At 51.5% G+C, this 11556-nt stretch carries 16 protein-coding genes; 7 read left to right on the forward strand and 9 right to left on the reverse strand.

From position 1 onward, the window contains the following. Positions 1-115: 115 nt before the first annotated feature. The 4 genes from J7L64_07540 to J7L64_07555 form a co-directional block, all read right to left on the reverse strand. On the reverse strand, positions 116-955 hold the full coding sequence (locus J7L64_07540; protein MCD6452193.1) for a PHP domain-containing protein: 840 nt from the start codon (positions 953-955) through the stop codon (positions 116-118). A gap of 160 nt (positions 956-1115) precedes the next feature. Beyond that, the gene (locus J7L64_07545; GenBank protein MCD6452194.1) at positions 1116-2252 is read right to left on the reverse strand and encodes a trypsin-like peptidase domain-containing protein; all 1137 of its coding nucleotides are present in this window, start codon (positions 2250-2252) and stop codon (positions 1116-1118) included. 17 nt (positions 2253-2269) lie between these two features. Beyond that, a complete protein-coding gene (gene thiD / locus J7L64_07550; protein MCD6452195.1) occupies positions 2270-3037 on the reverse strand; it encodes a bifunctional hydroxymethylpyrimidine kinase/phosphomethylpyrimidine kinase in 768 nt (255 codons plus the stop codon). Positions 3038-3050: 13 nt separating this feature from the next. After that, positions 3051-3302, reverse strand: coding sequence for a hypothetical protein (locus J7L64_07555; GenBank protein ID MCD6452196.1), 252 nt, complete (start codon positions 3300-3302; stop codon positions 3051-3053). 58 nt (positions 3303-3360) lie between these two features. On the opposite strand from J7L64_07555, the gene J7L64_07560 reads away from it, so the two are divergent. Genes J7L64_07560 through J7L64_07585 form a run of 6 tightly spaced genes read left to right on the forward strand, consistent with a single transcriptional unit; the run spans position 3361 to position 7768 of the window. Then, positions 3361-4014 (forward strand): outer membrane lipoprotein carrier protein LolA, encoded by a 654-nt coding sequence (locus J7L64_07560; GenBank protein MCD6452197.1) that lies wholly within the window; start codon positions 3361-3363, stop codon positions 4012-4014. A gap of 13 nt (positions 4015-4027) precedes the next feature. Next, complete coding sequence (locus tag J7L64_07565; GenBank protein ID MCD6452198.1) at positions 4028-4708, forward strand: hypothetical protein; 681 nt, start codon at positions 4028-4030, stop codon at positions 4706-4708. Further along, a complete protein-coding gene (locus J7L64_07570; protein MCD6452199.1) occupies positions 4695-5675 on the forward strand; it encodes a polyprenyl synthetase family protein in 981 nt (326 codons plus the stop codon). Before J7L64_07565 ends, J7L64_07570 begins: the two co-directional genes overlap by 14 nt. A gap of 29 nt (positions 5676-5704) precedes the next feature. Then, the gene (gene thiM / locus J7L64_07575; GenBank protein MCD6452200.1) at positions 5705-6517 is read left to right on the forward strand and encodes a hydroxyethylthiazole kinase; all 813 of its coding nucleotides are present in this window, start codon (positions 5705-5707) and stop codon (positions 6515-6517) included. After that, complete coding sequence (locus J7L64_07580) at positions 6501-7154, forward strand: thiamine phosphate synthase (protein ID MCD6452201.1); 654 nt, start codon at positions 6501-6503, stop codon at positions 7152-7154. Before thiM ends, J7L64_07580 begins: the two co-directional genes overlap by 17 nt. Beyond that, complete coding sequence (locus tag J7L64_07585) at positions 7151-7768, forward strand: hypothetical protein (GenBank protein MCD6452202.1); 618 nt, start codon at positions 7151-7153, stop codon at positions 7766-7768. The genes J7L64_07580 and J7L64_07585 overlap by 4 nt, the downstream gene beginning before the upstream one ends. Here J7L64_07585 and J7L64_07590 read toward each other — a convergent pair. The 4 genes from J7L64_07590 to larC are packed head-to-tail and all read right to left on the reverse strand — an operon-like array spanning position 7758 to position 10670. Further along, on the reverse strand, positions 7758-8531 hold the full coding sequence (locus J7L64_07590) for a TatD family hydrolase (GenBank protein ID MCD6452203.1): 774 nt from the start codon (positions 8529-8531) through the stop codon (positions 7758-7760). The genes J7L64_07585 and J7L64_07590 overlap by 11 nt on opposite strands. Before the next feature lie 12 nt (positions 8532-8543). Further along, positions 8544-8885 (reverse strand): methionine--tRNA ligase subunit beta, encoded by a 342-nt coding sequence (gene metG / locus J7L64_07595; GenBank protein ID MCD6452204.1) that lies wholly within the window; start codon positions 8883-8885, stop codon positions 8544-8546. A 16-nt stretch (positions 8886-8901) separates the two neighbouring features. Beyond that, on the reverse strand, positions 8902-9486 hold the full coding sequence (folE, locus tag J7L64_07600; GenBank protein MCD6452205.1) for a GTP cyclohydrolase I FolE: 585 nt from the start codon (positions 9484-9486) through the stop codon (positions 8902-8904). Positions 9487-9494: 8 nt separating this feature from the next. Further along, positions 9495-10670, reverse strand: coding sequence for a nickel pincer cofactor biosynthesis protein LarC (larC, locus tag J7L64_07605; protein MCD6452206.1), 1176 nt, complete (start codon positions 10668-10670; stop codon positions 9495-9497). A gap of 135 nt (positions 10671-10805) precedes the next feature. Here larC and J7L64_07610 point away from each other — a divergent pair, with 135 nt between their 5' ends. Continuing rightward, complete coding sequence (locus J7L64_07610; protein MCD6452207.1) at positions 10806-11246, forward strand: type II secretion system protein GspG; 441 nt, start codon at positions 10806-10808, stop codon at positions 11244-11246. On the opposite strand, the gene J7L64_07615 is transcribed toward J7L64_07610, so the two are convergent. Then, positions 11243-11556: hypothetical protein (locus J7L64_07615; GenBank protein MCD6452208.1), on the reverse strand; the 314-nt coding region annotated here is incomplete at its 5' end. The genes J7L64_07610 and J7L64_07615 overlap by 4 nt on opposite strands.

Raw genomic sequence — 11556 nt, forward strand, 5'->3', positions numbered from 1 at the left:
CCTTTTTAAAAACCGATTATGTCCTACCCGCTGGCGAAGTCTCACCGAGACTTCGTCCGGTTAATCTCACCCCCTTTATAGACAATTTTACTATAACAGGAGAGCATTAAACCTGTCAAGGGGAATCTTTGGCAAGAGCTGACTCCCGATATTTAAGGAGAAATCGCTCTATCTCTTGCTCGGTTGTAAAAAATGAACCCAAAGGAAGCCCTCCCTTATCTCCATGCCAATCAGACCCCCCGGTAATGAGAAGTCCCAGCTCGTTCGCCCTTTTTACAAGCTTTTTCCGTTCCTTGTCGGGGCACTGAGGATGATAAGCCTCCACCCCATCTATCCCCCGCTCTATCAGTGGCTGAAGGGCTTCAGCGATTTCATTGGGATAGGGATGCGCCCAGATAGCAATACCGGAAGCCCGATGAATAAGATCGATCACCTCCCCCGCCTCCGCCTTCTCCCGAGGGACATAAGCGGCACGGCCCCGTTTGAGATAGCGTTCGAAGGCTTCCTGAATGCTCTTTACATATCCATGCCTGAGGAGAACCCGAGCCAAATGGGGCCTTCCTATCGCTCCTTTGTTCCCCTCCGCCATCACCTCGGAGAGGCCTACCTTGAGCCCAAGTGAATTCAACTTCGCTACCATCTTCTCTATCCTATCCTCTCGAGCCCGTTGGTACCGTTCGTTAAAACGAGAGATAAGGGGAAGTTCCGGAGTTCTGAAATAGCCGAGGATATGGATATCGTGATCACCAAGAAAGGTGCTAAATTCCACCCCCGGGATAAAATCGATATCAAGCTCCTTCGCCACCTCAACCGCCTCGGCAAGTCCCCCCGTTGTATCATGGTCGGTGATCGAAATAAGGGAAAGCCCCGCATCCTTCGCCCTTCTCACCACCTCACTGGGGGAGAAAACCCCATCTGAAGCAGTACTATGAAGATGTAAATCTATCCTCATCATTGCTCCCATCAAGGGGAGGTATTGTATCACCCCAATCCCAACCTGACAAGAAAAATATATAATTAATTCTTTTTAACCTCTAATTTCAGGTTTAGCTCCTTTCTTGAATAGCTCCAAGAAGGAAGGGTATTTTCCCCGACAAAATCGAGAAGATCTATGCTCAACCAAGACGCTCTTTCATTACCATAACCAACTCTTTACGCCTCCCATTTCTTATTATCGTGAGACGCACCCTATCACCCACCCGGCGAGAGAGAAAAAGAAGCCGCAACTCCCCTGCCGAGCTCAACCTCCTTCCATCTACCGCCAGGAGGACATCTCCCCTCCTAAGGCCAGCGTCCCAGGCTGAGCTTCCCCGCTCAACATATACTACGAGGAAGCCTTCCCCTCTTCTTATCCCCAGCGCTCTCGCATAGTACTGGCTCAAAGGCCTCACCTGGAAGCCAAACCAGACCTGACGCACCCTCCCATAGCGCATCACCTCACGGAGAACCGCCTTCGCCCGGTTTATGGGAATAGCGAAACCAATGCCCATTGAGCCACCGCTTTTGGTAACGATAAAGGTATTTATACCTATCACCTTCCCTTCGGCGTTGACCAAAGGACCACCGGAGTTTCCCGGGTTTATGGCAGCATCGGTCTGGATCATATTCTGATAGATATGCTCATCGGAAGAGGAAGGGTAAAATGTGCGGTTGGTGGCGGAGATGACGCCAACGGTCACCGTCGGTTCTGGACCGGTGAGAAGATTGCCGAAGGGGTTGCCGATGGCGATCGCCCATTCGCCGATGATGAGCTTCTCCGAATCCCCAAGCTCGGCATAGGGAAGGTTCTTCCCCTTTATCTTCAGCACCGCGATATCGGCGTAGCGATCGGCACCAAGGAGCTTCGCCTCGAATTCCCGCCCATCGCTTAAGGTGACGAAGAACCTCTCTCCATCGGAGATAACATGGTGATTGGTGAGGATGTACCCTTGCCGGTTCACGATGAAGCCCGAGCCAAGCTTTGGGATCACCTCGTGATATTCCCGTCTTGGGAAGACATCGCGGAAGAAGGAGTTGAAAAATTCATCATAAAAGGGGGAAAGCTGGACCACTCGGGTCATCTCAACCGAGATGCTGACCACCGCCGGCTCAACCTTCTCCGCAGCGAGAACGATGGCGTTTCTCCTCGTCGTAGAGATGGATGCCTGTCCCCTTTCCCCTTCAAAACTCCCTGAAAGCATAAGCCCAAAAAGGAGAATGACCAGAGGGAGCCAGATGAATCTTTCCCTTCTTTTGGCATCTAATCTTTTCACTTTCATTACCCTCCTTTTTATATATCCAACACCGGTTTCCCCTTACCCAAGGGGAAAGCCGATTTGATGAGGGAAGTAACGAACCCCTTGGCTTCGAAAACCGCCTCTTTAATGGAAAAATCCTTAGCGAGAAAGTAGGATAAGGCAGCAGAAAAAGCACAGCCCGTCCCATGGGGAGAAGAGGAAAGTTTCGGGGAGGTGATGGTATCGCTCCTTTCCCCATCGAAGATTAGGTCAAGCGCCTCACCTGGGAAATGCCCCCCGGTAATGACCACAAAGCGGGGACCAAGGTCTTTTATTCTCCTTGCTGCCTTGAGCATTGAAGGATAATCGGAGATCTTGACCCCAGAAAGTGCCTCCGCCTCGGGGATATTCGGCGTCACCACATAGGCAAGAGGGAGAAGATCAGACTTAAAAAGAGAAAGGGCTGAAGAGGGAAGAAGCTCTCCTCCAGAGGAGGCGTGAAGGACGGGATCCACCACCAACTTGGGCATCGGGTGGGCTGTGAGGAAAGAGACGATTGCACAAAGGAGTTCCTCCCCTCCTACCATCCCCACCTTTCCCCCATCTATCCTCAGATCGGAGGCGATGGCTTCAAGCTCTCTTTCAACCGTCTCTTTGGGAAGGGGAAAAAAGCCGAAAACGCCTTTCGTGTTCTGGTAGGTGATGGCGGTTATCGCTCCGATCCCGTAAGCTCCCAGCCGGTTAAAAACCCGAATATCCAAACTCACCCCAGCGCCTGACACAGGGTCAAAACCAGCAATTGTGAGCAGGTTCAGCTTCATAAAATCACCTTTATCATTGGCGACGCTTAAGATAATAAACCTCCGAAACGCCGAGGAGGAAGAGAAGAATGCCCAACCCGGATACCGCTCCCCGGAAAAAGGGGTTTAGATATACCGAGGAAAGGGGAGGAAAAACGAAGAGAAAGTAATTCCTCTGCCAGATCCCGGTCCAGGGGGCGATTATCAGGAAGATACCTACATCGAAGCAATAAAGAACATAAAAGACAAAATTGAAAAGGGTGGAAAATCTCCTTCTTGATCCCATCGAATAAAATTTTACCACGAGTAAGAGGGTATGTTAAGATACCGATGGGAAATTGAAGATGAAAAGAGGAATCTACTTATTACCGTTCATTCTTGCTCTATTCCTTCCAAGAGAAGAGGGGAGCGATATAGTCTACCGGATCCAGGCGAAGTACGAGGCGATAAACAGCCTCTCCGCCCGTTTCAGCCAAACACTAATCAATAAAACCTACGATAAGAAGCTCACCGAACAAGGAAAGCTCTACATCAAAAAACCGGGCAAGATGCGTTGGGAGTATGAAAAGCCGGAGAAAAAGCTGTTCATCTCCGATGGGAAGAAGATCTACTGGTATCTGGTGGAAGATAACGAGGTTCAGATAATGGACTTCTCGACGGAGAACCCGAAGAAAACCCCTATCCTCTTCTTGATGGGAAAGGGGAACCTCCTCCGCGATTTCACCGTCATCGAGGTAGAGCTGAAAAAACCGATCGATAAGGATAGCTATCAACTGAAGCTGGTTCCCAAGGATGAGGAGGACTTCGAATATCTACTCCTCGAGGTGGAAAGAAAAAGGGCGCTGATCGAGCGGATGATAATCGTCGATCAGCTGGGAAATATCACCGACTTCATCTTCTCCGATATAAAGGAAGACCCGAAGCTTCCCGATCCCCTTTTTACCTTCACCATCCCCAAAGGGGCTGAGGTCTACCGGGTAAAGGGGAAGGGAGAATAAAGCAGGGTATAAGATGTTCAAAGCGAAGCGGGCGATTTTCCTCACCCTCGTTGTAAGCATACTCTCTGCCTTCCTCCTCGTTTCCTCGGACGATAAGGAAGGGCACCCGGTGATAATCACCGGGATGGTGAAGGACGAGGCAGGAAAACCGCTTCCTCGGATGCCGGTAGTCCTCGTTCTTGAAAGGGTGAGGTTCAAAGGTAGAGGGATACCTCCTGAGGTAGTGGAAGAAAAAACCATATCCACCACCACTGACGGGGATGGGTTCTACCGATTAGCGGCGATCATCGAGCCAAAATTCAATCGTATCCTCCTTCGGTTCTACTCGGAGCAGGGGTTCGACAAAGTGCGCTACGCCATCCCGAAGGAGATGAATATAACCTGGAGGGCGAAAAGGAGATCCGAGCTAAGATTAGACAAGGTAATCAAGGAGAACCCCCTATGGGAGAAGGTAAAAGTACTCATCGCCCGCTATGGCTATCGGTCTCCAAAGGGAAGGGTACTCCGTACCCGAGGACTACCCGATAAGACGGAAAAGGGAAACCGAGGAAAATGCGAGCTCTGGTGGTATTATGAAGAGGGGGTATGCTATCGTTTTCGCGGGGAGAAACTCGAGCGGGTATTCAAGTTCAACCCAATAAAAAAGGAAGGGCCACCAAAACCGAAGGAGAAAGGGGAAAGTGAAGTTCTCTAAAATAGAGAAGCTCGCCTCTCCTGAGCTCGAAGAGGCGGAGAGGATAATCAAGAAGATGCTAAGCGAGGAGGGAAGAGTCCTCCATCGACTGGGAGTGGATGCTTATTCCGAAAAAAGGAAAAGAGCCCGCCCCCTAACCCTTATCCTAACCGGAAAGAGTCTCGGATATAATAGGGGAAAGCTTCCCCACTACGGGGCGGTGGTAGAGCTCATCCACACCTCTACCTTGGTGCACGACGATATAATCGACAAGGCGGAGCTCCGGCGAGGAAAGCCCACCCTGAACAGGAAATGGGGTGAGGAGCTTTCCCTCCTTTTCGGCGACCAATTATTCCTTCGCGCCCTTCGTTTAGCCCTCGAGATAGGAGAGAAAGATATAACCTCCCTCATACTTAAAGGAACCCTCGAGATGATCGAAGGGGAAGCAGAGGAGAAAATCAGGGCTGGCGACCTCGCCCTCTCCGAGGAGGAATATTTGAAAACGGTGCGAAAGAAAACCGGGGCTTTATTCTCCCTCTCGGCGGAGATCGGCACCGTCCTCGGGGGAGGGGATGATGAAATGAGAAAAGCTGCTTCGGAATTCGGCTACCTCTTCGGGACCGCTTTCCAGATAGCGGATGATATCCTTGACCTTACCAAAAACGATGATGCGCTCGCAAAATCGGCGGGAAACGATCTCCCTCAGGGAAAGATCACCCTCCCTGTCATCTACCTCCTTGAGGAAGGGGGAAAAGAAGAAAGAAAGCTCATAGAAAACATTGTAAAGGAGAAAACCTATTCCTCAGTAACCAGGGAGGAGGTGATTGATGCTCTCTCCCCTGTCGCCCTGAACAGGGCATACCGTAAAGCCTACGAGCTTGTCGAGAGGGCTAACGAAAAGCTGGAAGCGGTTCTTCCCCGATCAGAGGAAAGGGAAGCCCTCTATGAGCTCACTTTTCTTATGATAGAAAGGGCGAAGGTGGGGTAAACCACCTCTAATAGTTGAGGAGGAACGATATGAACTACGGAGAGAAGATCATCGAATTAAGAAAAAAGATGAGGGAAAAACATCCCCTTATCCATCACATCACCAACTTCGTGGTAATGCACAGCACCGCAAACGGCACCATCGCCATTGGCGCCTCCCCAGTGATGGCTCATAGCCAGGACGAAGTGGAGGAGATGACCTCATTCGCTTCTGCTCTCGTCTTAAACATCGGCACCCTCACCAAGGGGTGGATCGATGCAATGATCCTGGCAGGGAGAAGGGCGAACGAGCGAGGTATTCCCGTGGTCCTCGATCCGGTGGGTGCTGGAGCGACCAGCCTCCGCACAGACGAGGCGAAACGGATACTCGATGCAGTCAAAGTCTCGGTTATCCGGGGAAACCCAGCCGAGGTAGCCACATTGGTTGGGGAAAAAGCGGCGATACAAGGGGTCGATTCCCTCCAGGAGGCAGACGAGGTGAAACACCTTGCCCCAAAACTCGCCCGCAAGCTATCTTCAGTGGTAGCCATCACGGGAAAGACCGATTTCATAACCGATGGTGAAGTTCTTATCGCCTGTGATAATGGGGACCCTATGCTCCGGCTGGTGACGGGAACCGGCTGTCTCGCTACCACCGCCATCGCTTGTTTCTCCGCTATCTCCCCCGATCCCGTCATCGCCTCTGCAGCGGGTCTTTCCTATTTCGGTCTTGCCGGAGAAAAAGCGGCAAAAAGGGCGAAATCGCCGGGTAGCTTCGAGGTGGCTCTTCTTGATTCCCTCTACGACCTCACCGATGAGGAGATAAAGGAGGGGGTGAAACTCAAATATGAGAAAGCGGTTTGATCTCTCGCTCTATGTGATAACCGACCGCAGGCTCTCCCTGGGGAGAAGCTCCGAGGAGATAGTAGAAAGGGCGATAGCCGGTGGCGCCACCGTCATCCAGCTGAGGGAGAAGGAACTCTCCGACCGCCAGTTATACGAGGAGGGACTTAGAATAAAGGAGATAATAGGGACAAGGGATGTCCTCTTCGTCGTGAACGATCGGGTTGACCTTGCCCTCGCCCTCGATGCCGATGGGGTCCATCTGGGGCAGGATGACCTTCCCCTTGCAGTAGCACGACGGCTTTTAGGGGAGAACCGGATAATCGGGGTTTCGGTTCAAACACCTGAGGAGGCGCAAGAAGCAGAAAGAGAAGGAGCGGATTACTTAGCTGCCTCAGGCGTCTTTCCCACCACCACCAAACCAGATGTAGGAGCGGTCCTCGGCATCCCCGGGTTAAAGAGGATCAGGGAAGCGACCTCCCTCCCTCTGGTAGCTATAGGGGGGATAAACTTGGCTAATGTAAAGGAAGTGATCGGGGCTGGTGCCGATGGTATCGCGGTCGTCTCGGCGGTAACCACCGCTTCCGATGTTACCGCTCGGTGTCGCGAGCTTCTCTCCTTGGTGAAGAGAGCAAAGGAGGAGAGGGTGGAGAGTTGAGGAAGAAAATCGCTCTCCTTCTGGTAATAGCGGGAGTAGGAGGTGCCTTCCTCCTCTTGTTCTTAAGCCTTGAGGAAGTAAAGAAGAAAGAAGGAAGAACACCCCTCCAAGCAAGAACCATCTCCTCGATAAAGGAAAGCCTCCATCAGAAACTGGGAAGAAAGAGGATAATCCTCAAAAACGGCGAGGTGAGCTATAAAAGGATGATCTTAACCCCAGCTGAACTTTCCCTTTTCATAGAAGAGAACTACGGAGATCAGATACCACCGGAGATAAGGTGGTGGAAGCTCGATGCCAAAGGAAACCTCGTGATCCTCTCTGGCGAGGGATCCCTGGCTAAGGCAAAGAAGGACCTTTCTCCTAGTTTGAGGAAGGCGCTTCCCGATGAGCTTATGTTCGAGGTGAGATTCTACCTCGTGGGGGAGAATGGAATAGGAAAGATAAAGATAAAATCGTTCAGTCTGGCTGGGCTTCCCCTTCCTGCATCCTTAGCTTTGAGGATCTTATCCTCTATCTCCCCCGAAGATAGAAAAAGACTTGAACAGGGGTTCCTCCTCCCCCCCGGCTTCCGCAAAATAAGGGTGGAGAAGGGGCTGTTCATCATCAACCCCTAAAATCGAGTTTATCCCCAAATAGAGCCCTAAGATTATCCTCGATCGCTGAGGTGAGTTTAGAGAGAGGAACACCCTTTATCTCCGCTGCCATCTCGTAGGTAAAGCGGACATAGGCGGGCTCGTTTCTTCTACCCCTTCTTGGAGAAGGGGTAAGGTAAGGGGCGTCCGTCTCGAGGAAGAGAGAGGAAAGGGGAAGCTTTGCCACCATCTCCCTCAAGCGAACCGCCTTGGGATAGGTGATGTTTCCGGCAAAGGAGATAAAAAAGCCGAGCGTAAGTGCAGTGTAAGCAGCAGAAAGGGGACCGGGAAAACAGTGAAGAATGCCCTTCCCTCCCACCTCTTCGATCATCTTGAGGACATCATCGATCGACTCCCGGGAATGGACGATGACGGGAAGATCGACCTCCTTCGCAAGTAAAAGAAGTCGGCGGAAGACCCTCTTTTGATCCTCCGGCGGGGAATAATTGCGATAGTAATCGAGCCCGATCTCTCCGATGGCTATGACCTTCTTCCGTGAAGAAAGACGCTCGATGAGGGAGAAATCCTCATCGGAAGCTTTCTTCGCATCGTGAGGGTGGATCCCCACCGCAGCGTAAACAAAAGGATGAGCCTCCGCCAGGGAAACCGCTTTTTCCGAGCTTTCCCCATCCACCCCAGCGGTGAGGATGAAACCCACTCCCTCCTTCTCCGCTCGGGCTATTACCTCCTCGAGGTCGGAGGTGAACTCCGGAGAGTCAAGATGGGTATGGATATCGATGAACATTTACGGAAAGACCTACCTCACCGGAGCACCCGCTGGCACATCTTCCTCGAAGGTGGCGATGATTGGGCGCCCGTCGACATCAGCAGCAAGGATCATTCCCTGGGACTCCACCCCGAGGAGCCGGGCAGGCTTGAGATTGGCAACCACGATAACGCATTTGCCGAGAAGCTCCTCCGGCTGATAATAACCAGCGATGCCGGCGACCACGGTGCGCTTCTCCCTTCCTATATCCACCACCAACTTAAGGAGCTTCTTCGACCCCTCAACCTTCTCCACCTCAAGCACCTTGCCCACGGTTAATCCCATCTTATTGAATTCATCTAGGGTAACCTCAACCTTCTCCTCGTTTCCCATCTTCTCCTCCTTAAAACTATGTATTTCTCTTTATTCCGCTCTTTGTCCTGAGAAGGGTAAGCGCCTCCTCCCTGGTAGCTCTGTCCGTCCGGAACGCCCCTCGCACAGCAGAGGTAACCACCACCGAACCCGGTTTCTTGACCCCACGCATCGTCATACAGAGGTGTTCCGCCTCTATTACCACCATCACCCCCATAGGCTTTATCGTCTGGTCGATGAGATCGGCAAGCTCGGTAGTAAGCCGTTCCTGGATCTGGGGTCTCTTGGAGAGGGCTTCAAGCACCCGGGATAGTTTGCTTATTCCCACTATCCTCCCCTCCTGGGGGATGTAAGCGATATTAGCGATTCCGATAAAGGGGAGGAGATGGTGCTCGCAGATGGAGTACATCGGGATATCCTTGAGTATGACCATCTCGTCGTAGGTCTCTCCCTCGATCACCTTGAGGTTGGACGCAGGGTCCTTCCCCACTCCAGCGAAGATCTCCTCGCACATCCGGGCAATCCGGCCAGGGGTCTCGCGAAGGCCAGGTCGATCCGGGTCCTCACCTATCCCCTCGAGAATGAGGCGTACCCCTTTCTTGATCTTTTCGTGATCCATCACTTCACCCTTTAGCTTAATCCATCCAAGAAAGATTTAATCGCCGCCTGTTGCACCAATTTAAGCGGCACCCTTTTCTCTTTAGCTATCCTCCGGCAATCCTCGTATTCGGGGGCGAAGTTGACCACCTTGCCGGAGAAACGAGACACCTTTACCCTCACCTCCCCATAAGGGGTGGAAACAGGAACCTCCTCCCGGGTGAGCTTCCGCCGTAAGACAGGATATGTGCGAAGTCCGATGGTGGTCGTCTCCTCAAAGATGAGCCGGGAGAGTTCCTCCACCTTATCGAGCGGAGATATTACCGAGAGGAGTACCCCAGGGCGGGACTTCTTCATCACTACCGGCTGAAGATAGACATCGAGCGCCCCGGCATCAAGTAATCGCTCGATCATCCAGCCGGAGAGTTGAGGGCTCATATCGTCTATATTCGCCTCGATAACCACTGTTTCCTCAAAGTAAGTGGTCCCCTCCTCATATTCGCCAAGAAAAAGCCTAAGGAGATTGGGGATGCCAGCCACCTCCTTGCTCCCTGCCCCATAGCCTACCTGTATAAGCCGCATCTTAGGGATGGGTTCAAACCGCTTAACATAGGTAGTAAGGATGGCGGCACCGGTGGGAGTGGTGAGTTCCCCATCGCCCATAGAGAAGATAGGAACCCCTTGAAGCAAGACGGAGACAGCAGGAGAAGGGACCGGAAGTCGTCCGTGAGCGGTATCGACAAATCCGCTTCCCGCATTAACTGGCGAGGAGGTGAACCCTAAAACTTCAAGATAATCGAAGCCAATCGCCGCACCCACGATATCGATCATCGTATCGATATCACCGAGCTCGTGAAAATGGACCTTCTCCTCATCCTTCTTGTGAACCTCTGCCTCAGCAGAAGAAAGACGAGAGAGTGTCTCGATCGCCTTCTCCTTCACCTCTGGTTTAAGCATGCTTTCCTCGATCGCCTGCTTCATCTCCGAAGGGCGACGAAAGACTGCCTTCTCCTTCGCTTCGATAACCACTCTCACCCCAGCGATGTGAGAACGGGATACCATTTCCCTTCTTATCTGAAACTGGGGGAGGGGGAGCTTCTTCAACTCCTCTTTAAGGAGTTCTTCGGGGAGTCCAAGACTGAGAAGAGCGCCAAGGACCATATCCCCGCTTATTCCGGAGAAACAATCAAAGTAGATCACTCGCATCATAAACCCCGATCGGTTTAATAACCTGTTATATTACTCAGGGGGGGAAACGGTGTCAAGGAAATTTGCCCCAGGGTTAAAAAGATATGGAAAATTGTCCCTTTTTTTAAGTACAATAAAGAATCTAGGAGGTGAACAATGGCTTGGGGTAAAGAAGAGGAAATGGGGGTATCAATCTTCGAACTCCTGATAACCCTTGGCATAATAACCCTCATTGCCTTAATCGCTATCCCTGCCCTTATGGACGCTCATCAACGAGCGATCCAGAAAGAAACAATGGCTAATATGAAGACTATCGCCTCTGCTTTAGGAAGCTATATGGTAGATTGCAATCATTATCCCATTAATTTGTCCCTCCTCACTCCTAAGTATATCAAACACCTGCCCCAGAGCGATGGCTGGGGACATCCTTGGGTTTATGATGTATTTGGGGGTTATTCCAACTATAGCCTATCAAGCGGAGGGAGGGATGGCGGAGGGCACGCCACTAAAACCGGTCCTACCACAAACTTCAATGATTCTATTACCATAGTAAATGGGATATTCGTAGCCTATCCTGAGGGAACCCAAACAGATTAAAAGATTATAGTGAACCCACCCTTTATTCTTCTTGGTTTTCCCCAGGGGATGATCCTATCGAGGGTGAAGAAGCAGGGGGTTTGGTCATTGAGCAGGTTATTGAGCACGAGGAAGAACTGCCATCTCCTCTCCCCGGACGGGGGAATATCCTGAACCAGCTTCAGATCGAGCCTCGAGGGAAGATCCACACCCCCCTCATCAAGAAAGAGAGGGGTCAGGTTCAGCAAATACTTCGCCTCAAAACTCGTCCCCGTCTTCTTTATCACCCCCTCGAACGAGGTCACTAAATCATGGGCTAACTGATAGGATA

The organism is Acidobacteriota bacterium, assembly GCA_021161905.1.
In the GTDB taxonomy this organism is placed as follows: domain Bacteria; phylum Acidobacteriota; class B3-B38; order Guanabaribacteriales; family JAGGZT01; genus JAGGZT01.